Here is a 22,413-nt window from a genome sequence, read left to right as displayed (position 1 = left end):
GTATTCGTAGTGAAAAGAAATCATAAAGCTGATAAGAAGAGGGCGATAATTTTCAAACTATCCCCATTATGCTTATTAGACAAAATTTTATTGAATAACGGAGTGTTTGAATATGTCCGGATTTGAGCCTGATAATCGCTTTAAACCGCTAACACCAAGAGAGGAAAATGCTAAAAGTAATGTAGTGATTGCTTATATTTTTATGCTGCTGGGCATATTTACTGGTGTGTTTTGGTTTATTGGTGCGATTTGGGCCATGGTGAAAGCGGACGAAGCTCGCGGCACGTTTTTTGAAGACCACTACGCTAATATCATTGGTACTTTTTGGTGGGGAATTTTCTGGAGTGTCGTGGGTGTGATATTAGCATTCTTTTTTATTGGTTATATTGTGTTGCTTGGTGTCTGGATTTGGTCAATTTTCAGAATGGTGAAAGGCATCGCCAGAGCGACTTCTAACCAATCTTATCGCGAAATGTTTAATCCTTTTTAGACGTTTTTTACAGCCCATTTGTCCACGCACTTGGGCTGTAAATAAGCGTTCTACTTGGTTGATAGTTCCATCTTACTGTCTTTATAAAGCGTACCTTCGTTTGCCAGTAGTGCGAGCTCTTTTAGGCTAATCGCTGATGAAGGCGACAGTGTAAGGTTTAGCTTTTCTGGTTGCTTTAAAAACCTCAATAACGCCTCGGCAATCAGCTCTGCTTCTTTTGAGTTGGCTGGTGCCAGCCCCAAAGCCTGACTTGCGTATTTCAATCCGTTTAGTTGGTTTTCAGTTGACTCGCTTGAGATCGCTGATTTAGGAACCAAGTGAGCAATTAACCCTGACTCTTCGTACTCTACTTTCAAAGAACGCACTTCAATGGCATCGCCATAGATGATGGGGAGCGCTTCTGGCTGGCCTAATGCAAAAGAGGCAAGAACATCGGAACGCAGATTATCCATCGCAATGGTTTTATCTAATACACTTATATCTGACGCCCAAGCTAGCTTGCCAATATCTTTAATGTCTAGCGCGAAGCTTGATGACACTTTGTTACCCTCCACCTTGGAAGTAAAAGAGCCTTTACCCAGTAAGGTTTCGATTCCAGCAGCACGCATTAGGTTTCTTGTATCACGGGATAGACTGTCTATTGGACTTTCTTGAATCCAAAAATCCACGTCTAGATCTGGGTAATTGATCGGATAACTGTTCAAAGATATTCTGGCAAACCTTAGCCATGGGGAAAACTCATTGCCAAAGCTAACATTTTCTAGTGAAGGCGTCAGGGTGAATGGATCCAGATGAACACTTTCATAATGAACAAAAGGAGCGAGGCCAGATAGTTCTAGTTGTTCTTGAATCTTTTGCTCAGCGTAATCCCCACCAAAGCGCTGTACTGCGTAGATGACCAAAACAGCGAAACAAGAGAGTAAAATAAAGTAGGTTACTGCTTTGCCAAGGCCGTTCTTAAATTTGCTTCCGATATTATTCAATTTCTCATCCTAGATTTTCAGCTTGTGTCTGTGTTGGAATAAAACATGCAGGTATTATTGAGCAATGTTGTCGCTATTAAAGGACGACTAACTTGGAACATTATCTAATAAAGGACAATCGAATGCAGTTTAAAAAAAGTGTCTTATTGGCAGTATTAGCAACAACGACGTTATCTGTGCCATCTTGGGGCGCAGAATCTGTCGACTTGCTAATCAAAGACGCTACCGTTTTGACCATGGATAAAAGCAAAACACTCTATCAAAATGGTGTTATCGCAATTAAAGGCAATAAAATATTAGCAGTGGGTGATGCATCATTAGCGGATCAGTTTGACGCAGAAAAAGTGTTGGATGTGGATGGGGATATCGTCATGCCAGGTTTAATCAACACCCACACACATGTATCTATGAGCGTTTTACGTTCTTTGGCAGATGATGTGCCAGATCGTTTACATCGTTATATTTTCCCTCTTGAAAACAAGCTTATCACCCGCGATATGGTGCGTATCGGTGCTAATCTCGGCAACGTTGAAATGCTACGTGGTGGTGTGACGACTTACGCTGATATGTATTACTTTGAAGATGAAGTGGCGAAAACAGTCGATCAAATTGGTATGCGTGCTGTGCTTGGTGAAACTGTCATTAAGTTTCCCGTCGCCGATGCAAAAAATGCCGAAGAAGGCATTAACTATGCTTTGAACTTTATTGAAGAATACAAAGATCATCCACGAATTACACCAGCATTTGCGCCTCATGCACCTTATACCAACACGACAGAAGTATTGCAGCGGGTATCTGATTTATCCAAAGAGAAAAATGTTCCTGTTTTGATTCATTTGGCTGAATCTCACACAGAGCAGGAAAAAATTTCAGCGCGTGCAGATGGTAAAAGTCCAGTGCAATACATGCATGATATTGGTGCTTTGAATGGGCATTTAGTTGGCGCTCATATGATCCTAGTTGACGACCATGATATTGAACTTGTCAAAGAAAGTGGTATGGGCGTGGCGCATAACATGAGCGCGAATATTAAATCGGCGAAAGGTGTTTCTCCAGCCTTGAAAATGTACGACGAAGGTGTACGCATTGGTTTAGGTACAGATGGTCCAATGTCCGGCAATAACCTAAGTACGATTGCGGAGTTTGGTCAGGTCGCTAAAGTACATAAGTTAGTCAATCAAGATCGTGCTGCTATGCCGCCGATTAAAGTCATTGATATGGCAACATTGGGCTCTGCAAAAGCATTGCATATGGAAGATCGCGTTGGTTCATTGGAAGTTGGAAAACTAGCGGACATTATTGTTGTCGACACCAAAGCGCCACATATGGTGCCAATGTATAACCCATATTCTGCCTTGGTTTATTCGGCCTATCCTAGCGATGTTCGACACAGCATAGTCGATGGAAAAATCCTCATGGAAGACAAAAAAATTCTCACTGTAGATGAAGCGGCTATCTTGAAAGAGGCTCAAGACTATACTCAAACCGTACGAGATACAGTGATAGCGAATGGTGAAGAAGTTCTATAAGCCATTTTTGAGATTTTTCTGATTTGATAAAAACCTCTTTTTACCTCAAAAGTAGAAAGAGGTTTTTTATTTTGGTTTCTTTTATCCAATCGCTACGAGTGTGCTGGGATATTGATGAAAAATGCGTACCATAGAGAGGATTGACTAGTATTCACAAGGAGTGCGTTATTTCATCTTTGATTCCCTCGCAAGAGGACTTATGGTTTTTGCCTTTAGGTGGCACCGGCGAGATTGGCATGAACATGAACCTTTATGGTCATGATGGCCAATGGTTGATGGTGGATTGCGGTGTTTCCTTTAACGAGCCGTTAACGCCTGATGACCAGCGTACCTCCGAAATCGTTTGTGCTGATCCGAGTTTTATTACTGAACAAAAAGAACGTTTAGCTGGCATCGTCATTACTCACGCCCATGAAGATCATGTGGGCGCTTTGCCCTTTCTGTGGCGACGTTTCAAATGTCCGGTTTATACCACTGCTTTTACTGCAGAAGTGTTGCGCCGCAAATTGGTTCAAGTAGGTTTAACCGATCAAGTGCCGATTATTGAAGTGAAAGAAAACGAAAGCAAAAACATTGGCGTATTTAATGTCAAGTGGTTGGGATTGACTCACTCGGTTCCAGAACCTTATGCGATGACCATCGACACGCCTGTTGGGCGTATCTTTCATACGGGTGATTGGAAAATCGATAAAAAGCCCATTTTGGGTGATGCGTTTTCTCCCGCAGCTTTTCAAGCTTTAGCCAAAGAAAACATTCTTGCCATGGTGTGTGATTCCACCAATGCATTAAAAGACGGTTTTTCGCCATCTGAAAGTGATTGTTATCAGGGATTATTGCAAACTATTGCAGCAGAAAAAAATCGTGTGGTGGTTGGTTGTTTTAGTAGTAATGTCGCGCGCTTAGTGGCACTGGGGCAAGTGGCAAAAGAAACAGGCCGGTATCTTGCCTTGATCGGAAGGTCGTTAACCAACATGGTCAGCGCCGCACGGGTGACAGGCCATTGGCCAGATGATTTGCCGATCATCGATGCGGCGCATCTAGGTTATTTACCAAGAGAAGAAGTGCTTGCGGTGGTAACTGGAAGTCAAGGGGAGCCAAGAGCAACGTTGAATCGTCTCGCTGCAGACAATTGCTATGATTTGAGTCTTGAAGCCGACGATCTGGTGATTTTTAGTTCCATGCGCATTCCGGGCAATGAACAAGCTATCGACAGGCTGGCCGAGCAATTTAAAGGTCGAAAAATTCGTACTTTACAAGCTCATGAAACTGACTTAACCATTCACGTTAGTGGTCATCCTTGCCGCGAAGAGCTTAAGCAACTTTATACTTGGGTGCAGCCTCAACTGGCCATTCCTGTTCATGGCGAACCGCAGCATTTGGATGCTCATGCTGAAGTTGCAAAACAGAGCCATGTACCAAGTCAACTTGTTGGTCAAAATGGTGACTTATACCAACTGGCCCCGAATGCCTTTATTCGACGCCAGCAAGTAAAAGTCGGTCGTATTGCGCTGTTAAGATAGCTACCCCAAGAACTCTTTATAAACTCCTGAGATCAAGCATTCAACAGAGGTGCGAAGACGCTTTTAGCCGATTTCCCAGGAATCTCTTTAGCAAGCCTCGGCACCAAATATCCCGGTAATTCAGCAGCCACTTTTCCCATCAAGCGTTGCGCGTCCTCGATGGCAATATCAAAGTGTGCTGCACCTTCTACTGGATCTAAAGTGAACATGTAGTAAGGTAAAATACCCGCATCGAATACGGCCTCGCTCAAATTCACTTGTGCTTCTACAGAGTCGTTCACGCCTTTTAATAGTACGCCTTGGTTTAGCAGGGTGACGCCTACTCTTTTCAGTTTAAAAGCCGCCTGAGCCAGTTCTGCATCCATTTCATTGGCATGGTTAATATGCCACACCATGACGATGTCGAGGCGGCTAGCCTTGATCCACTCTAGCATCTCTTCGCAGATTCGGTTTGGAATGACCACAGGTAAGCGCGAATGAATACGTAATCGCTTGATTTGTGGCAAGGCTTCGAGCTTACGAACTTTGTCAGCAAGTAGCGCGTCTTTCATCATTAATGGATCACCACCACTTAAAATGACTTCGTTAATTTCGGGATGATCCTTTAAATAGTCTATTACGGATTGCCATTCGGCTTGCGCGAGTTGATTGTCACCATAAGGGAAATGTCGGCGGAAGCAGTATCGGCAATTGACAGCGCAAGTCCCAGTGGTAATGACTAGCAAACGGCGCTTGTACTTATGCACGATGGCTTTTTGCGGATTATGATCGGCTTCTTCTAGAGGGTCTTTTGTGTAACCTGCGGCCTTTTGCATCTCTGTGGCACTAGGTAAAACTTGTAGCAGCAGCGGGTCGTTTGGATTGCCATATTCAATGCGAGACAAATAAGGTCGAGGCGCCAGTAATTTGAAACTTTCATGTGCTTCTATTCCTTGTCGAGCTAGGCTTTTAGAGAGACCTAAATGCTCAACCAGTTCAGGTAAGGAGGTTAGAGCCTGTGACAGGTGTTGGGACCAGCTTAAATTGTTCTTAGTTTGAATAGGGATCACGTCAAATATCTGCAAAATTGTGTTCATTTAGGTTATGATTGCGCCAACTTATTTGGGCCGATTCGGCCAGTGGCTCTCCGAGACCTTTGCAAACGCTCTTTTTATTTGCTTATTTAGCCATTCTAAATGGCATCAAAAGAAGTTCGCAGAGATCTTGAGACTGACATGATACGCCAGTCTGAGCCTTTTCTCTAAAAATATACTGTGAGGATGTATGGCTAATATTTCTACCAGCGATATGCGCAGCGGCGCGAAAGTAATGGTTGACGGTGATCCATGTGCGATTATCGATAACGAACACGTTAAACCAGGTAAAGGCCAAGCCTTTAACCGCTTGAAGTTGCGTAACCTACGTTCTGGCCGAGTTTGGGAACGTACTTTTAAATCTGGTGATACGCTTGAGTCTGCTGATGTTATGGACACCGATATGGAGTACTTGTACACCGACGGCGAGTTTTGGCACTTCATGGCTGTGGATGGTTCTTTTGAACAACATGCTGCTGATGAAACCGCAGTTGGTGACACAGTTAAATGGTTAAAAGAGCAAGAAAGATACGTTGTGACTCTTTATAACGGTGCTCCATTGGCTGTTGCGGCGCCTAACTTCATTGAGCTTGAAGTAAAAGAAACGGATCCAGGTGTTAAAGGTGATACGGCGAACGGAGGTTCTAAACCGGCTACTTTAGTGACCGGTGCGGTTGTAAAAGTGCCGTTATTTATCAATATTGGTGAAGTATTACGTATTGATACGCGAACTGGCGAATACGTTTCTCGCGCCACCGGTAAGTAATTCCTGCTTTAGCGTTCTGAACATGAAAGCCTCCGATGGGAAACGATCGGGGCTTTTTTATAGCCATTTTTTAGGATTGTAGCTTTTTTGAATATTTTTATGATTTAAATCAATATAAAGCATGTTTACTCTTTTTTAAGTCAACAGCTTATTCGTTTAATGATTGGCAGAAAGTGAGAAAGCGTTTTAGTATCAAGGAGCAATCTGACATCGGTGGAGAAATTTTGTGTAAGTCAATACTGCAGATTTTCATTTTTTTTACCCTATTTTTAGAGTAAGGAGTCGAAATTGTTTGAATTAATTACCCAGTCGTCTTTCAATGAAATTGCAGCATTATTAGTGTTGGCTGCACTTATAGGTTTTGTTGGCTTATTACTCAGACAACCTTTGATTGTTAGTTTTATTGCAGTGGGCTTGATAGCTGGGCCATCGGTTTTAGATATTGTTCATTCTAAGGAACAAATTAAACTTCTTTCTGAGCTCGGAATTGCTATTTTGCTTTTTCTGGTTGGCATAAAGTTGGATATAAAGTTAATCAAGTCAATTGGTTGGGTATCTGTATTAACAGGTCTTGGACAAGTTGCCTTTACCTCTATCATAGGGTATCTGATTGGTCTCATGATAGGTTTGGATACCACTTCAAGCCTATATCTTGCGGTTGCTCTTACTTTCTCTTCAACGATTATCATTGTAAAACTTTTGTCGGATAAAAGAGAAATTGATTCTCTACATGGACAAATTGCGCTTGGTTTCCTGATTGTTCAGGATCTTGTGGTTGTCATGGCGATGATTGTGTTAGCGACGATTGGTATTGGTTCTGGGCACGGTGATTCTAACGATTCATCAGTATGGCATGTTGCGGGTTCAGCCATGGGGCTGCTGTTATTTGTCATCCTGTTTATTCGATATATTGCCAATCCTTTGACTAGTTTATTGGCGCGGGTTCCAGAGTTACTTGTCATTTATGCGATTGCACAAGCTGCCTTATTTGCGGCAGTCGGTCATATGGTGGGTCTTGGTATGGAAGTTGGTGGTTTATTAGCGGGTGTGTCCCTAGCTTCTACGCCTTTTAGAGAAAGTATTGCCGCTAGGTTGGCGCCGTTACGCGATTTTTTACTTTTGTTTTTCTTTATCGCATTGGGCGCAACATTGGATTTGTCGTTGCTAGGTTCAAATATTTATGGCGCTATTATTTTCTCATTGTTTGTATTGATTGGTAATCCGCTTATTGTGCTTATTATTATGGGAGTCATGGGCTATCGAAAAAGAACGGCTTTTTTAGCCGGGTTAACGGTAGCTCAGATAAGTGAGTTTTCTCTTATTTTTATTGCGATGGGCATCAGTTTGGGGCATGTTTCGCAGGATATTTTGGGATTGGTGACGTTGGTGGGTATTATTACCATTGCAGTATCAACTTACATGATTACTTATTCTCATCAGCTGTACACATTCTTTGAGCCAGTACTTGATATATTTGAGCGGGAAAATACCACTCGTGAGCAAAATTCTGAGCAAGGACCGAGCAATCATCCTCAAGTTGTTGTTTTTGGATTAGGACGATTAGGCACCGCTATTGCGACAAGATTAAATGAGCAAGGCGTAATAGTGATGGGCGTTGACTTTAACCCATCGGCGACGAAACTCTGGGGGCAGCTAGGTCTTCACACCGCTTATGGAGACGTTACTGATGCAGAATTTATCGCTGAGTTGCCTTTACGTCAGGCTAGATGGATTGTCTCTACTATTCCACATCATCATACTGGTGTGTCTTTCGAGGACACCAGAAAAACGATTGTGCAGCTTGTTGAAACGACCAGTTTTAGTGGGAAGTTGGCTGCTGTATCACATAGTAAATTGGAAACTGAAGAGTTAAATCGCCTTGGGGTAAACCTTATCCTAGAGCCATTTCAGGATGCAGCTGATCGTGCTACTGAATTGTTATTAGAAGGTCTGAATATTCAAGTTGAGCAATCGCAACTTACAAAGGGAACTTTGCCATGAAAAAATTTAATAATATTGTCTACGTACTTAATAATGATACCAATGCACTTTCACCATCATTTGTTCAGGCCATTAATTTAGCAAAGGTCAATCAGGCAAACTTGACTTTGTTGTATATTCATCCTGATATCAAGTCGACGGGACTTGTTCACTTGACTGGTATAACAGAAGAAGAGATAAAGGGTAAAGTTTTAGAAAAAGAGCATAATAGGTTAAACGCATTTATTCAATCGATAGACCAATCGTTGAATACGACTGCAGAGGTTCGTTTTGGCAAAAAGTACATAGAAACCATTCGTGCTGTATACGATAAGCAATTCGATTTAGTGGTTAAAGAGGTGACAAATCTTGATTGGCTTGATCGCCTTCTAGGTAGTGATGATATGCATTTGTTGCGTAAATGCCCATGTCCAGTTTGGTTAATTAAGAAAGATGAAAAGCCAAAGCATAAAAATATTATTGCAGCAGTTGATTTTGACAATGAGTTTGAGTTTGGTCCACAAGAAATCAAGTACGAATTGAATAAAAAAATCTTAGAATTGTCGAGTTTGATAGCATTATCAGAAATGGCGACATTACACGTAGTGAATGTATATGATGTTCCTCATGCTGGTTTTATTGGTTTATGGGTGGAACAACCAGAGAAGGTGGAGAAGCAGTTGTTTGAGAGTGAATATCGTAATAGACGCTATCAGATGAACACGATGATGGATAGTTTGAAGCAGATGCTTGGAGAGGAAACTTTTCGGTATTTGTCACCACAACCCCATGTTGTGCAAGGGACACCTGATCGGGAGCTACCTAAGTTAGCCAACAACATTAATGCTGATCTGATGGTAATGGGGACTGTAGCAAGATCTGGTATTGCTGGAGTGATTATTGGTAATACAGCAGAAACTATACTTGCCCAACTTCAATGCTCTGTTTTAACGTTAAAGCCAGATGGTTTTGTGTCACCGATATCCTTATAAAGGTCAAATAAAATATAAAAACCTCGATATTTTGGTATCGAGGTTTTTGGCAACTATCTACAGTTTAGTAAAACGAATCATTATTTAGCCGAAATGGTTTTATCCACAGAGAGAGCACCTGCGCCGCTGAAGAGCAAAGACACGGCAATCACCAAAAGCGTTAACGCGTATTCATAACCGTTGTTTGCCATGAACAAGCCATTTGAAAAATGCACAGAGAAAATGGCTATAAGCATAGTAAAAGCAACCACCGCGGCCGCTGGGCGAACCAGTAAACCGATCACCAGTGCCAAGCCGCCAAAGAATTCGGCACTACCTGCCAAAAGTGCCATCAAGTAACCCGGCTCTAAACCGATAGAGGCCATCCATTGTCCAGTGCCTTCCAAACCGTAACCGCCAAAAGACCCGAACAATTTTTGCGCGCCATGTGCCATAAGGATTAAACCCACTGGAATACGCAAAATGGTGCTAGCGACGCCAGACGTTGTGTTAGTCATTTTTTGAATGAAAGATGCCATATTTATTTACCTCGGTGTGAGTGATGCTCTGTTTAAGTTGTGCGTACTATATATAAAAAAAAGAAATAGAATAACGGAGCTTTTTGAGGTAATTGATCAAAAAAATTGAACATTCACTGAAATGCTGTCTCGGATGCGCTTTTTATTGGTAAATCTCCCTATTTGGTTTAGTTATAAGCAAAAAAGTAGCAGAACTTTCCGTGGTTAGAATGGTAGCGTGTTGATACCTTTCAATAACAATAAGCAGGATAAAACATGTCTCAAACATTAACAGGGAAAGTCGCTGTCGTGACGGGTGGCGCATCCGGAATCGGTCTTGCCAGTGCCGAAGCTATGATGGCCGAAGGCGCACAGGTAGTTATTGTTGACCGAGATGAGTCGGCACTAAAGGCGTTGCAAGACAAACATGGCGGTGCGGTTGTGACCTTAGTGGTGGATTTATTGGATCCTGCCGCGTGCGCTGCCTTGATACCAAACATTTTAGCAAAAACCAACGTCATTGATATTTTTCACGCCAATGCGGGCTTGTATGTGGGCGGAGATCTCGTTGATGCCGAAAATGATGCGATAGATCGGATGCTCAATTTAAACATTAACGTGGTGATGAAAAATGTCCGTGATGTTTTGCCGCATATGATAGAACGAGGCGTGGGCGATATATTAGTCACCAGCTCTTTGGCGGGGCACTATCCGACGCCTTGGGAACCGGTTTATGCGTCATCGAAATGGGCGATGAATTGCTTTGTGCAAACCGTACGTCGTCAAGTGGGTCAACATGGTATTCGCGTTGGCTCGGTATCGCCTGGTCCAGTGATCACGTCGTTATTATCTGATTGGCCAGCAGAGAAACTTGCAGAGGCGAAAGCGAAAGGCAGCTTGATGGATGCCAGCGATGTGGCAGAAGCTTTGATCTTTATGTTAACGCGTCCTCGTCATGTGACGATTCGGGATGTGGTGATGTTGCCGTCGCAGTTTGATCTATAATTCACCATTCGGCTTATGACATCGATCTAAATGAAAAAGGGAATGACCCACTTGGCCATTCCCTTTTACGTTTTGACCACTTCACCTATGTCACTGGCGCGCATGGTATCGCCTAATTTTACTGGTGGAATGTAGCTGTTTTCATCAGGGCTCATCCAACCACGCATAGCAGGGTCTAAAGATAGGTGAGAGAGTTTTACAAGTACTTCGCCTTCAGATGGCGTTGGAAGATCTTGGCTAACAATATTGAAGGCATCTTCGGTAATTTCCAGTGTAGGGCGTTTAACCAATTTTACAGAGCGATAAGACATAATCATTATTCCTCTTAGTGTTTCTCTTATTACTTACCTAAAGGGTTTGGGGCGCTTTTATTGATCTAAAGGTTAGGATTAAAGGAGTAAAGGTGCAATCGGTTGTGTGTAAACAACAACACCATATTTTTTTGAAAGTTGATGAAGATAAATTACTTATCAATGCTAAAATTAGCGAGTTTAAAAAATGGATAGTGTAGGGCGAACTCATGATTAAAGAGCATAGTATAGAAAATAACCTTATTGCCAAGCTGCAGGGACTCAAATACAGCTATCGCCCAGATATTCGCGATAAAGTCACGCTCGAACAAAATTTTCGTGAAAAGTTTGAAGCCCTCAACTACGTCAAACTGACGGATTCTGAGTTCGCCCGCCTACGCGATGAAATCGTCAATGCCGATGTTTTTTCAGCCGCTAAAACCCTTCGAGAACGCAATACGTTTCAGCGCGATGACGGCACGCCGCTGCAATGCACCTTGGTTAATATCAAGGACTGGTGCAAAAACGACTTTGAAGTCATCAATCAATTACGCATCAATACCGACAATAGCCATCACCGCTACGATGTTATTTTGTTAATCAACGGCGTTCCTGTTGTGCAAATTGAGTTGAAAACCCTAGAGCTGTCACCACGCCGAGCTATGGAGCAAATTGTCGAATACAAAAACGACATCGGCAATGGCTACACCAACACACTGTTGTGTTTTATGCAGCTTTTCATTGTCAGCAATCAAAGTAACACTCTCTACTTTGCCAACAATCATAATCAGCATTTCAGTTTTAATGCCGATGAACGCTTTCTGCCTATTTATCAACTTGCTCGTGAAGACAACTCCAAGATCACTCATTTGGATGATTTTGCTGACCATTTCCTAAAAAAATGTACCTTAGGCCAGATGATCAGCCGTTATATGGTGTTAGTTGCCAGTGAGCAAAAACTGATGATCATGCGCCCTTACCAAATCTATGCGGTGAAGGCGATAGTCGATTGTATCCATCAAAATCGGGGTAACGGTTATATCTGGCATACCACCGGCAGCGGTAAAACTCTGACATCGTTTAAAACGTCCACATTGCTGAAAGACAATCCAGACATTGATAAATGCTTATTTGTGGTCGACCGTAAAGATCTTGACCGCCAGACCCGTGAGGAATTCAACAAGTTTCAAGAAGGTTGTGTCGAAGAAAATACCAACACCGAAGCCTTAGTAAGACGCATGTTATCGGAAGACTATGCCGATAAAGTCATCGTCACCACTATTCAAAAGCTTGGCCTTGCATTGGATGAAAACAGCAAGCGCAATCAGCTACATAAACAGAATGGCAAGCAAACCTACAAAGAGCGTCTTGAACCGCTACGTAACCAAAGAATCGTTTTTATCTTTGACGAATGCCATCGCTCCCAATTTGGTGATAACCACCAAGCAATCAAAACCTTCTTCCCTAAGGCACAATTGTTTGGTTTCACGGGCACCCCCATATTTGAAGAAAACGCCACTTACAAACAAATTGATGGCACGGTAGGGTCATACAAAACTACCGAAGATATTTTTCAACAGCAGTTGCACCCTTACACCATCACCAATGCCATTGAAGACCGCAATGTGCTGCGTTTTCATATCGACTATTTTGGTGAAAAAGCCAAAAAGGTCATAGGCGACAAAGCGGGTAAGCAAAAGCAAGTAAAGCTTAAGCTGCCATCCACTGAGGCTGTAGTCACGGAGATACTGAAAAAACACAATGCAGCGACCAATCACCGCCGCTTTAACGCGATATTGGCCACTGCCTCAATCAACAACGCCATTGAGTATTACCAGCTATTTAAACAGGCCCAGCAACAAAAACTCGCAGAAGATGACGCTTATATACCGTTAAATATCGCCTGTGTGTTTTCACCGCCAGCTGAAGGCAATAAAGATGTGCAGCAAATACAAGAAGATTTGCCGCAAGAAAAAGCCGACAACCAGCAAGCACCAGATGAGAAAAAAGCTGCTCTGAAAACTATTATTGCCGACTACAACGCACAATATAATAGCAACCACACCATCAATGAGTTTGATCTGTATTATCAGGACGTGCAGCAACGCATCAAAGACCAGAAATACAGCAATGCCGATTACCCACATAAAAACAAAATCGACATTGTTATCGTGGTAGATATGTTGCTCACAGGCTTTGATTCCAAATACCTTAACACTCTGTATGTGGATAAGAGCCTAAAGTACCACGGCTTGATTCAAGCCTTTTCACGTACTAACCGTGTGCTCAACGATACCAAGCCTTATGGCAATATTCTTGACTTTCGTTATCAGGAAGAAGCCGTTAATACTGCAATTGCTCGATTCTCAGGGCAGGATAAAGACCGCGCCAAAGAAATCTGGCTGGTCGATCCTGCGCCCAAAGTCATTGAAAAATACCAGCAGGCTGTCGCGGCAATGAGCCAGTTTATAGCCCAAAGTGGTGCTCAAGGGGAGGCCGCAATAAATGGGAACACCGGCAAAGTATGTGAGCCAGAAGCCGTTTACAACCTTAAAGGTGACGCCGCACGTATTGAATTTATCAATCGTTTCAAAGAAGTACAGCGTCTAAAAACCCATCTCGATCAATACACTGACCTTGACGACGCGCAAAAAGAAACCATCAATACCCTATTGCCCGAAGATGACCTGCGGGCCTTAAGAGGCTCCTATCTGGAAACCGCTCAGCGCCTAAAAGCCCAGCAAGCCAAAGGTAGCGATGACCCTAACGATCCGATACAACAGCTCGAATTTGAATTGGTGTTGTTTGCCTCTGCCGTCATCGATTATGACTACATTATCGGTCTAATCGCCAAATCTACCGATGATGATAAACCCAGTAAACACAAAATGAGTCGTCAACAACTGATTGATTTAATCAGCTCCAGCGCAAACCTGATGGATGAACGCGACGATATTGTGGCTTATATCAACAGCCTGCCAACCGATAAAAGCTTGACGGAAAAAATCATTCGTGAAGGTTACCAACAATTCAAGGCTGAAAAATCCGCTAATGAACTCGCCGCTATCGCAGAACAACACGGTATAGAACGTCCAGCCTTACAAGGCTTTGTTGACAGCATTATGGATCGCATGATCTTTGATGGTGAAAAGCTCAGTGAATTACTGGAACCCTTAGATTTAGGTTGGAAAGCACGTACACAGGCCGAACTGGCACTCATGGAAGAATTGTTACCACTACTCAACAAACTCGCCCAAGGGCGTGAAATCGCAGGGCTAGCGGCCTATGAATAACCCGCAAGGAGCGCAAAATGAAAAATGACATGATCCACACCCTGACAGAAAACTTCGAAGGTCACGCTCAGCAAACGGATAACGGCATAGAATATTGGCTCGCGCGGGATTTACAACATCTGCTTGGCTATAGCAAATGGGATAACTTCCTCAACGCCATATCCAAAGCGAAGACGGCCTGCGAAGTGTCGGATCATGATATCACCGACCATTTTGCTGACGTCGGGAAAATGGTCGAACTTGGCTCTGGTAGCCAAAGGGAGATTAGCGATATTATGCTGACGCGCTACGCCTGCTATCTCATTGCCCAAAATGGTGACCCAGCCAAACAAGCGATTGCCTTTGCTCAAACCTACTTCGCCATGCAGACCCGCAAGGCAGAGTTGATTGAGCAGCGTCTATTGGAAGCGGAACGGTTAACGGCGCGCAAAAAGCTGTCTGCTACCGAAAAAGAATTGTCGAATGTGATTTTTGAGCAAACCGGCGACAATCAGAACTTTGCGCTCATTCGCAGTAAAGGCGATACCGCCCTGTTTGGCAAAAACACCAAAGCTATGAAAGCTCAATGGCAGGTGCCAGACAACCGCCCACTGGCGGATTTCGCCCCCACCATCATCCTTAAGGCCAAAGACTTTGCCACTGAAATCACCATTCACAATGCCCGCGAACAGGCGATGAATCGTGAACAACATATTTCCCAAGAGCATGTCACCAACAACGAAGCCGTGCGCCAAACCCTGCTAAGCCGAGGTATTCGCCCAGAAAGCCTAGCTCCCGCCGAAGATGTGAAAAAGGTCGAACGGCGCTTAGCATCGGCGGAAAAGAAAGCGCTGAAAAATCCCAATGGGCTGGAAGAATAATGAGCAATAAACTAGTCTGTTTTCTCTTGCTTAATCAACTTGCCCAAGGGCGAGAAATTGCGAGGTTGGCAGCGTATGAGTAAGAATATGAAACAAGAATTAGTACCAGAGCTGCGTTTTCCTGCGTTTGAAAATGCTGAGGGTTGGAGTTCGCCGCAGTTAGGTGAGATTAGTGATCGAATTACTAAGAAGGTTGGCGATAGAAAATTGACAACCGTTAGCATAACTGCAGGGAAAGGATTTGTCTCTCAAGCTGAAAAATTTAGTAGGGATATATCTGGTAAGCAGTATAAAAACTACATCGTTTTAAAGGCCGGAGAATTTTCTTATAACAAAGGAAATTCCAAGACATTTCAACAGGGAGCAGTTTACAGACTCAAAGAATTTGAAGAAGTCGCTGCCCCTAACGCCTTTATCAGTTTTCGGTTCAAGACAGGCTATGTACCGGACTTTTATAAAGGTTACTTTGATAACAACTATCATGGAAGGCAGATTCTGAAATTCATCACGAGTGGAGCTCGGAGTGATGGATTATTGAATATTCGCCCAGATGATTTTTTTAGCATCATATTGCCAACACCTGTTGATAGAGAAGAACAACAAAAAATCGCCGATTGCCTGTCTTCCCTTGATGAACTGATCACCGCGCATATACAAAAGCACCAAGCACTACAATCCTATAAAAAGGGATTAGTGCAAAACCTCTTTCCCTCTGAGGGAGAAAGCGTTCCCACACTGCGTTTTCCTGAGTTTTGGGATACAGGGGAGTGGGTGCTGTATTCATTGGGTGAAAAAGTTAAATTGCTTTCAGGATTTCCTTTCAAAAGCCAGGACATTTCAGGTGACCCTAGCGGCATTCCTTTGATGAGAGGGATAAATATTACAGAAGGCTTCATTCGTCATAGCCCAAAGATCGATAGATTTTTCTTGGGTGATGCTGTGCCGCTTGAAAAGTACCGATTGAATGTCAACGACTTAATTATTGGAATGGATGGTTCCAAAGTGGGAAAGAATTCGGCGATTGTTACGGAAAAAGATGCTGGATCGTTACTGATTCAACGAGTAGCACGTTTAAGATCAAAGCGTGAATCTACAATTCAATTTATATTTCAACATATACATTCAAGAAAATTTCATTCATATGTAGATCGAATTAATACTAGTAGCGGGATTCCACATATAAGCGCTAAACAGATCAATGAATTTGAGATTTGTTTTCCACCAGTTGGGGGAGAGCAACAAAAAATCGCTGAATGCTTATCATCCGTTGACGACCTGATCGCCGCGCAAGCCCAAAAGATTGAAGAGTTGAAAGCTCATAAAAAGGGATTGATGCAGCAGCTCTTCCCTAAGATAGATGGGGAATAAGAGCATGGAGCCTGTTAATCTCCCAATACACTTCGGCAATCTTCAAGGAAAGCATGAAATAAACTCAGACTCCTTGCTTGTTCTAATAGAGTCATACAAGGAAATTGCTGCGTTATTTGGTCTTGATGTAGAAATACAAATTGGCATACCTGAAGAAGGTGGATGGAAAACAACGTTAGCTGTTACAGGAGTTGTAATTAGCTTTATTGGAATTAACCCTATATCAATTCTATTGACAGGGGAGACCTCCGAGGAGTGGGCTAAAAAAGGTCGAGAATTTATTATTCAGAAGGTAAATGAATTTGTCACCACAGAAGCTGCTGAATTGCCTGATGAGCTTCCAAGGGATTGTATAAAAAGTAAAAACAAAATTTATAGACAGTTTCAGAATGATAAATGCATTGATTCATTCAGAATGGGAAGTTTTCCTCCTATACCAAAAAATAATTTCTATTTATATATCAAGAAGCTACCTGACGAAGAGCATATATATTTAGGTGAGACTGATATTACGGTTTCCAGTCCTGACTGGAAGGGAAAGCGTTCTTGGCGCGGGAAAATAGAAATTGTTGAGGATACAGAAAGCGCATTTGCTTTTGATAAAGATTTGACTGGTAAATTCTGGGAGAAAGTCAAGATAGACGCTTTGCCTTTGCACACCAAAGATGTAATGAGAGTACAGCTAGTTAAGCGACCTACAAATAAAGTTAAGTATCTGGTAATACGGGTTTTGAGTTACAACGACGAAGTGATTGATTTACCGATTGAAGATGACTCTATTCGTAGAATTTATGGTATAGCTGCTTCTCTGCCAGCTACTGAGGAGCCAACTCAGTTGAGTCTTTTATGATGAGTAAAAACTTTTTTACAGATTTACCCTCTCTCCTGCGTAGGAACGAGCAAGATCATAACCTGAGTGTAGTTCTATGACGGACAGTAATGTATTTTACAAAATAGAAGCCAGCCAAATTACGCGAGATATAAGTTTTGTCAATGAAATCGTATTGCTTGTCCAGAAGATGATGGCAAAGCTGTTTGGGATGAGTAAGCAGAATATTGGTCAGTACTTGAACAATATATATTTAGAACAAGAGCTTATTGAGGGTTCAGTTGTAAGGGATTTCTTTACAACTGCTACTGATTGCAAGCAGTACCGCATTAGTCAGCATAATTTGGATGCGAATATCGCTTTTTATTACTCTTCCGCATGGGAGTCTATGGCCGAGGTGAGAGCATGAGTGGGGTTCGCACCTATCAAAATCTGAATAGTCTGGTAACCCGATTGCGTGATGACCTAAACGATAAGGAATTGGTTCTTTTGTACGCTTACAACCGTACAGGAAAGACTCGGTTATCGATGGATTTTAAAGATCGAGGCAAGCGTAACAATAACGGAAAACCGGATACGCTGTATTTTAACGCCTTCACGGAAGACTTATTTACCTGGGAAAACGATCTTGAAAATGATTCTGCACGCGGATTAAAAGTGAATTATGAATCAAGATTTTTTGATGGTTTTTCAAGCTTAGGGCTTGAACCGACTATCGATGAATACCTTAGTCGGTATGCTGATTTTGGTTTCGATTTTGATTACAAAGAAATTCGACAAGGGGGTGAAACATTCTCCAAACCTTATTTTGTGAAATTCAGCAAAGATACGCAGGAAAACATCAAAATTTCGCGAGGTGAAGAAAGCATTTTTATATGGTGCATATTTATGGCGATCTGCGAGCGGATTCTGGATAGTCACGAATCTTATCAATGGGTCAAATATATTTATGTTGATGATCCGATTTCTTCTCTTGATGATAACAATGCAGTCGCGATTACCTGTGATTTAGCCAAACTCCTTCGCCGTGCGACAAACCGTAAAAACGAGAGTGGTATATCGAACCCACTTAAAATCGTCGTTTCTTCTCATCATTCATTATTTTTTAATGTGATGTGCAATGAAATCGGTAGAGCGAAGGAAAACGAACCTAAGGTAAAACACAGACGCTATTTTCTCCATCGTCCTAATAGCGAGGGCATTTATACTCTTCAGCCTACTGAAGACACGCCTTTTTTTCATCATGTCGCCAGCCTTGCCGAATTACAAAAAGCCGCCGATCCAGAAACAGGTAAGCTATACACATTTCACTTCAATGCTCTGCGTAGCATTATGGAAAAGACCGCTGCTTTTTTTGGGCATTCAGACATCTCTTTTTGCCTCAAGAAGATCGACAATGATGAGAATAGAGCACTGTTTAACCGTGTTCTTAACCTACTTAGTCACGGCAGTTATGCCATTTTTGAACCTACTCCAATGGGCGAAGATAACCAAAACCTGTTTCGACAGATTCTTAAAGATTTTATTGCCAGCTTTCAGTTTGACCTGCCGAAAATATTTGCTGAGCCTTCAGCAAGGAAACCAACATGACCGAACACGATTTAAACAAACTGGGCAGTACCCTCTGGGGTATTGCTGATGATTTACGCGGCGCGATGAACGCCGATGATTTTCGCGATTACATGCTGTCTTTTCTGTTCTTGCGCTATCTGTCTGACAATTATGAAGCCGCCGCAAAAAGGGAATTGGGACCGGATTATCCGCAGCTTGCACAAGAGGATAAACGCGCGCCGTTAAGTGTGTGGTATGAACAAAACGAAGAGGATATTCCAGAGTTTGAAAAGCAAATGCGCCGTAAAGTGCATTATGTGATTGAACCCGCGCATTTGTGGAGCAGTATCGCTGAGCTTGCCAGAACACAGCAAGATGATCTTTTGCTCACCTTACAGCAGGGTTTTAAATACATCGAAAACAAATCCTTTGAAAACAGTTTTCAGGGTTTGTTCTCGGAGATTAATCTGGATTCGGAAAAGCTGGGCAAAAACTACAGCCTTCGTAACGCCAAGCTGTGTAGCATTATTTCCAAAATCGCCGAAGGTATAGCCGGATTTTCAACCAGTAGCGATGTGCTTGGTGACGCCTATGAATATCTGATCGGGCAATTCGCCGCCGGTTCGGGCAAGAAAGCCGGTGAATTTTATACACCGCAGCAAATTTCTACCATATTGTCTGAGATTGTCACGCTGGACAGCCAAGAACCGGCGATGGGCAAAAAGAACAAACTGAATAAGGTATTAGACTTCGCCTGTGGTTCTGGTTCGTTGTTGTTAAATGTGCGTAATAAGCTGAAAGAGGCGGGTGGCAGTATTGGTCGAATCTATGGGCAGGAAACCAATATTACCACCTATAACCTTGCGCGCATGAACATGCTGTTACATGGGATGAAAGACTCCGAGTTCGAGATTCATCATGGTGATTCACTGCTGAATGATTGGGATTTACTCAATGAAATGAATCCAGCGAAAAAGCTGCTATGCGATGCCGTGGTAGCCAATCCTCCTTTTAGTTACCGCTGGGAGCCAAATGAAGCCCTTGGGGAGAACTTCCGTTTTAAAGGCTATGGTCTAGCACCGAAATCAGCTGCTGATTTTGCTTTCTTATTGCATGGTTTTCACTTTTTAAGTGATGAAGGCACGATGGCGATTATCCTGCCCCATGGTGTCTTATTTCGTGGTGGCGCAGAAGCGCGTATTCGCACCAAATTGTTAAAAGATGGCCATATCGATACCGTTATCGGATTACCGGCTAATTTGTTTTTCTCTACTGGCATACCAGTTTGTATCATAGTGCTGAAAAAGTGCAAAAAGTACGATGATGTATTGTTTATTAACGCGGCGGAACATTTTGAAAAAGGCAAACGTCAAAATAAGCTGCGCGAAGGGGTAGATGCTGAGCCAAACGATATTGATAAGATAGTCAGCACTTATCAATTTCGTAAGGAAGAAGAGCGTTATTCACGCCGAGTTTCAATGGATGAGATTGAAAAAAACGATTTTAATCTGAATATTTCACGTTATGTCAGTACAGCAAAACAAGAAAAGAAAATTAATCTACAAGACGTTAACCGAAGTCTATTGGATATTGAGCAGTCTATTGACAAGGCAAAGGCAGAGCATAACAAGTTCCTTGCAGAGCTTGGGTTACCGCTTTTGCCTTAAAAAATAACCAGTAAAGACTTAGCTAAAACGCAAAGGATCTCATTTCAATTTGGGAGGTGAGATCTTTTATTTTTGGCGATGGGGCAATTTAATAATTGCTCTATTATTCCGCATAAGCTGATCAATTGTTGATAAGTACTGTGTTTATCCCCAGTATTTTGCAGCGGCCAACCGCAGTTGAGTCGAAAGCAATCGTGGTAAAAGTCGTGGGTGCTAAAACACGCTCCGCTGCGGATGTCTATGCCCTGTTTATTGGCTTCTTTTTCAAGCTGCACAGCATTTAAACTGGGGATTTGCACCCAAAGTACAATGCCGCCTTGTGGAGCACTGATTTTCGCTGTGGCGGGTAAGTGCTCGAGCAAAAATTGTTGATAATAGTGGATGTGTTGGTTCAACACCGTACGTATTTTATTCACATGGGAGCGATATTCACAGGTGTTGATAAATTCCGCCATGCAAAACTGTATAAGCCCATTCACACCAAAGCTGGTTAAGGCGTGTTGATTAAGATAAGGCGTTAAATATCGACCCGGAACACACCAACCAAGCCGCAAGCCCGCCGCTAATGTTTTAGAAAAAGAACCGCACCAAATAACAAATCCTTCTTTATCCCAATATTTTGCGGGTAGCGTTTGTTGTTTCTGGTGGCTTAATTCGAAATAGACGTCGTCTTCTATCATCGGCGTTTTGTATTTCGCCGCAAGTGTCGCGAGTGCCTGCTTTTGCTCAACGGGCAGCGTCATACCGGTGGGATTCATATTTGATGTGCTGAACAGAGAAGCTTTGATCAAGCCTTGTTGTAATAAAGTTTCTAAGTGGTCTAAATCCAAGCCATTATCGTGAATAGGAATTTCAATCACTTTGCGGGAAAGGGTGCTGAGTAAATCGAGCAAGCCACTAAAGCAAGGAGAGCTTATGGCGATGGTATCGCCTTCTTTGGTTACGCTTTCGATCGCCAGTCTTACCGCATCAATGCACCCATTGGTAATCACAAAGTCGGCTGCTGAAAAGGCCAGATTGTTATGACGAAAATGTTCCGCAAGGGCGCTTCTCAGGCCTTTGTCGCCTTGTGTTTCTGGGTATTGAAAGAGATGCTTTCCAGCTCTTTGAGTGACACGTTTAATGCTGCGTTGCAGTGCGACGCTAGGTTGTAATTCTGGCGAAATCATCGAGGTGCCAAGCGGACTAAAAAGCGCCGAGGCAGGGTTATAGCCATTTAACGGCGCAAAGCGTTTTGGATCCCTCTGTTCAATGCTTTTGATGTCTAAACTTGGGAAGCTGGTTGCTTCTATTTGGTTGGCAACAAAATACCCTGACTGTGGCTGCGCATAAATCCAACCTGTTTGTTGAAGGTAGTCGTAGGCTTTAGTCGCGGTGGTCATGCTGACTTGATGCTGTTTTGCCATTGTCCGTAACGCTGGCAAACGGCTTCCTGCAGGCAGTCTTTGCGCTTTTATATCGTCTATATAATGCCGAGCCAGTGTTTCGTAAAGCGCCATAACATTCCCCAAAAGTATTTCCTTTCTTCAAATTGTACTCTTATTTTTATAAAAAATTGAATCTGTGTTCTTTTTGGTTTTCTAGTGATACTTCTTTCTGAAGGAAATGCTTAGCTATGTTCAGTTACACGCGGTGTTTCTGTGAGGTAGGCGGTAGTTTCGAATAGAAACACCGCGTGTAACTGAGCGCCTTCGTTATTGTTTACAACAGATTTTATTTA

The 22,413-nt window shown here is 42.7% G+C and carries 19 protein-coding genes; 14 read left to right on the top strand and 5 right to left on the bottom strand.

Annotated elements, in window-relative coordinates; all coding sequences use genetic code 11:
• The first annotated feature begins 112 nt into the window (after nt 1-112).
• On the top strand, nt 113-490 hold the full coding sequence (locus DFP77_RS11420) for a DUF4870 family protein (RefSeq protein WP_114412415.1): 378 nt from the start codon (nt 113-115) through the stop codon (nt 488-490).
• 50 nt (nt 491-540) lie between these two features.
• Here the strand turns inward: DFP77_RS11420 and DFP77_RS11415 are convergent, their stop codons facing one another.
• Nucleotides 541-1,473, bottom strand: coding sequence for an aq_1923 C-terminal domain (locus DFP77_RS11415; RefSeq protein WP_114412414.1), 933 nt, complete (start codon nt 1,471-1,473; stop codon nt 541-543).
• Nucleotides 1,474-1,595: 122 nt separating this feature from the next.
• On the opposite strand from DFP77_RS11415, the gene DFP77_RS11410 reads away from it, so the two are divergent.
• Nucleotides 1,596-3,002 carry an amidohydrolase gene (locus tag DFP77_RS11410; protein WP_114412413.1) on the top strand — a complete coding sequence of 469 codons (1,407 nt, stop codon included), beginning with the start codon at nt 1,596-1,598 and terminating at the stop codon, nt 3,000-3,002.
• A 176-nt stretch (nt 3,003-3,178) separates the two neighbouring features.
• Entirely contained in the window at nt 3,179-4,522 is a 1,344-nt protein-coding gene (locus tag DFP77_RS11405; RefSeq protein WP_181858540.1) for a ribonuclease J, read from the top strand.
• A gap of 32 nt (nt 4,523-4,554) precedes the next feature.
• Here DFP77_RS11405 and epmB read toward each other — a convergent pair whose 3' ends face one another.
• On the bottom strand, nt 4,555-5,571 hold the full coding sequence (gene epmB / locus DFP77_RS11400; protein ID WP_114412439.1) for an EF-P beta-lysylation protein EpmB: 1,017 nt from the start codon (nt 5,569-5,571) through the stop codon (nt 4,555-4,557).
• A 214-nt stretch (nt 5,572-5,785) separates the two neighbouring features.
• Here epmB and efp point away from each other — a divergent pair, with 214 nt between their 5' ends.
• The 3 genes from efp to DFP77_RS11385 all read left to right on the top strand — a co-directional run bounded on the left by efp (nt 5,786) and on the right by DFP77_RS11385 (nt 9,333).
• Nucleotides 5,786-6,361 (top strand): elongation factor P, encoded by a 576-nt coding sequence (efp, locus tag DFP77_RS11395; RefSeq protein ID WP_114412412.1) that lies wholly within the window; start codon nt 5,786-5,788, stop codon nt 6,359-6,361.
• Nucleotides 6,362-6,649: 288 nt separating this feature from the next.
• Nucleotides 6,650-8,362 carry a cation:proton antiporter gene (locus DFP77_RS11390; protein ID WP_114412411.1) on the top strand — a complete coding sequence of 571 codons (1,713 nt, stop codon included), beginning with the start codon at nt 6,650-6,652 and terminating at the stop codon, nt 8,360-8,362.
• On the top strand, nt 8,359-9,333 hold the full coding sequence (locus DFP77_RS11385; protein WP_114412410.1) for a universal stress protein: 975 nt from the start codon (nt 8,359-8,361) through the stop codon (nt 9,331-9,333). The genes DFP77_RS11390 and DFP77_RS11385 overlap by 4 nt, the downstream gene beginning before the upstream one ends.
• Nucleotides 9,334-9,413: 80 nt before the next feature.
• Here the strand turns inward: DFP77_RS11385 and DFP77_RS11380 are convergent, their stop codons facing one another.
• Nucleotides 9,414-9,851 carry a DoxX family protein gene (locus tag DFP77_RS11380; protein ID WP_114412409.1) on the bottom strand — a complete coding sequence of 146 codons (438 nt, stop codon included), beginning with the start codon at nt 9,849-9,851 and terminating at the stop codon, nt 9,414-9,416.
• A 255-nt stretch (nt 9,852-10,106) separates the two neighbouring features.
• On the opposite strand from DFP77_RS11380, the gene DFP77_RS11375 reads away from it, so the two are divergent.
• On the top strand, nt 10,107-10,835 hold the full coding sequence (locus tag DFP77_RS11375; protein ID WP_114412408.1) for an SDR family oxidoreductase: 729 nt from the start codon (nt 10,107-10,109) through the stop codon (nt 10,833-10,835).
• Nucleotides 10,836-10,900: 65 nt separating this feature from the next.
• On the opposite strand, the gene DFP77_RS11370 is transcribed toward DFP77_RS11375, so the two are convergent.
• Nucleotides 10,901-11,152 carry a hypothetical protein gene (locus tag DFP77_RS11370; RefSeq protein WP_309477161.1) on the bottom strand — a complete coding sequence of 84 codons (252 nt, stop codon included), beginning with the start codon at nt 11,150-11,152 and terminating at the stop codon, nt 10,901-10,903.
• 203 nt (nt 11,153-11,355) lie between these two features.
• Here DFP77_RS11370 and DFP77_RS11365 point away from each other — a divergent pair, with 203 nt between their 5' ends.
• From DFP77_RS11365 to DFP77_RS11335, 7 genes are all read left to right on the top strand, one after another.
• Nucleotides 11,356-14,418 carry a type I restriction endonuclease subunit R gene (locus DFP77_RS11365; protein ID WP_114412407.1) on the top strand — a complete coding sequence of 1,021 codons (3,063 nt, stop codon included), beginning with the start codon at nt 11,356-11,358 and terminating at the stop codon, nt 14,416-14,418.
• Nucleotides 14,419-14,435: 17 nt separating this feature from the next.
• Entirely contained in the window at nt 14,436-15,278 is an 843-nt protein-coding gene (gene dinD, locus DFP77_RS11360; RefSeq protein ID WP_114412406.1) for a DNA damage-inducible protein D, read from the top strand.
• An 87-nt stretch (nt 15,279-15,365) separates the two neighbouring features.
• Nucleotides 15,366-16,646, top strand: coding sequence for a restriction endonuclease subunit S (locus tag DFP77_RS11355; protein ID WP_220235537.1), 1,281 nt, complete (start codon nt 15,366-15,368; stop codon nt 16,644-16,646).
• A 4-nt stretch (nt 16,647-16,650) separates the two neighbouring features.
• Entirely contained in the window at nt 16,651-17,496 is an 846-nt protein-coding gene (locus tag DFP77_RS11350; protein WP_147270556.1) for a hypothetical protein, read from the top strand.
• A gap of 76 nt (nt 17,497-17,572) precedes the next feature.
• Nucleotides 17,573-17,884: a virulence RhuM family protein gene (locus DFP77_RS11345; RefSeq protein WP_114412403.1), complete on the top strand. Its 312-nt coding sequence runs from the start codon at nt 17,573-17,575 to the stop codon at nt 17,882-17,884.
• The gene (locus DFP77_RS11340; RefSeq protein WP_114412402.1) at nt 17,881-19,065 is read left to right on the top strand and encodes an AAA family ATPase; all 1,185 of its coding nucleotides are present in this window, start codon (nt 17,881-17,883) and stop codon (nt 19,063-19,065) included. Before DFP77_RS11345 ends, DFP77_RS11340 begins: the two co-directional genes overlap by 4 nt.
• Nucleotides 19,062-20,693, top strand: coding sequence for a type I restriction-modification system subunit M (locus DFP77_RS11335; protein WP_114412401.1), 1,632 nt, complete (start codon nt 19,062-19,064; stop codon nt 20,691-20,693). Before DFP77_RS11340 ends, DFP77_RS11335 begins: the two co-directional genes overlap by 4 nt.
• 44 nt (nt 20,694-20,737) lie before the next feature.
• Here the strand turns inward: DFP77_RS11335 and DFP77_RS11330 are convergent, their stop codons facing one another.
• On the bottom strand, nt 20,738-22,192 hold the full coding sequence (locus DFP77_RS11330) for an aminotransferase-like domain-containing protein (protein ID WP_114412400.1): 1,455 nt from the start codon (nt 22,190-22,192) through the stop codon (nt 20,738-20,740).
• Between the last annotated feature and the right edge of the window lie 221 nt (nt 22,193-22,413).

Origin of the sequence: Marinomonas foliarum (assembly GCF_003337275.1) — a bacterium.
In the GTDB taxonomy this organism is placed as follows: Bacteria; Pseudomonadota; Gammaproteobacteria; order Pseudomonadales; family Marinomonadaceae; genus Marinomonas; species Marinomonas foliarum.
The sequence above is the reverse complement of the archived record's forward strand: the minus strand, read 5'-3'. Positions and strand labels throughout refer to the sequence as shown.

Excerpts from the sequence above, each read along its gene's own strand:
- DFP77_RS11375 (WP_114412408.1), top strand. The coding sequence starts at position 10,107 with ATGTCTCAAACATTAACAGGGAAAGTCGCTGTCGTGACGGGTGGCGCA.
- DFP77_RS11340 (WP_114412402.1), top strand. The coding sequence starts at position 17,881 with ATGAGTGGGGTTCGCACCTATCAAAATCTGAATAGTCTGGTAACCCGA.
- DFP77_RS11385 (WP_114412410.1), top strand. The coding sequence starts at position 8,359 with ATGAAAAAATTTAATAATATTGTCTACGTACTTAATAATGATACCAAT.
- DFP77_RS11380 (WP_114412409.1), bottom strand. The coding sequence starts at position 9,851 with ATGGCATCTTTCATTCAAAAAATGACTAACACAACGTCTGGCGTCGCT.
- DFP77_RS11410 (WP_114412413.1), top strand. The coding sequence starts at position 1,596 with ATGCAGTTTAAAAAAAGTGTCTTATTGGCAGTATTAGCAACAACGACG.
- DFP77_RS11370 (WP_309477161.1), bottom strand. The coding sequence starts at position 11,152 with ATGATTATGTCTTATCGCTCTGTAAAATTGGTTAAACGCCCTACACTG.
- DFP77_RS11345 (WP_114412403.1), top strand. The coding sequence starts at position 17,573 with ATGACGGACAGTAATGTATTTTACAAAATAGAAGCCAGCCAAATTACG.
- DFP77_RS11330 (WP_114412400.1), bottom strand. The coding sequence starts at position 22,192 with ATGGCGCTTTACGAAACACTGGCTCGGCATTATATAGACGATATAAAA.
- DFP77_RS11365 (WP_114412407.1), top strand. The coding sequence starts at position 11,356 with ATGATTAAAGAGCATAGTATAGAAAATAACCTTATTGCCAAGCTGCAG.
- efp (WP_114412412.1), top strand. The coding sequence starts at position 5,786 with ATGGCTAATATTTCTACCAGCGATATGCGCAGCGGCGCGAAAGTAATG.
- DFP77_RS11355 (WP_220235537.1), top strand. The coding sequence starts at position 15,366 with ATGAAACAAGAATTAGTACCAGAGCTGCGTTTTCCTGCGTTTGAAAAT.
- dinD (WP_114412406.1), top strand. The coding sequence starts at position 14,436 with ATGAAAAATGACATGATCCACACCCTGACAGAAAACTTCGAAGGTCAC.
- DFP77_RS11350 (WP_147270556.1), top strand. The coding sequence starts at position 16,651 with ATGGAGCCTGTTAATCTCCCAATACACTTCGGCAATCTTCAAGGAAAG.
- DFP77_RS11335 (WP_114412401.1), top strand. The coding sequence starts at position 19,062 with ATGACCGAACACGATTTAAACAAACTGGGCAGTACCCTCTGGGGTATT.
- DFP77_RS11420 (WP_114412415.1), top strand. The coding sequence starts at position 113 with ATGTCCGGATTTGAGCCTGATAATCGCTTTAAACCGCTAACACCAAGA.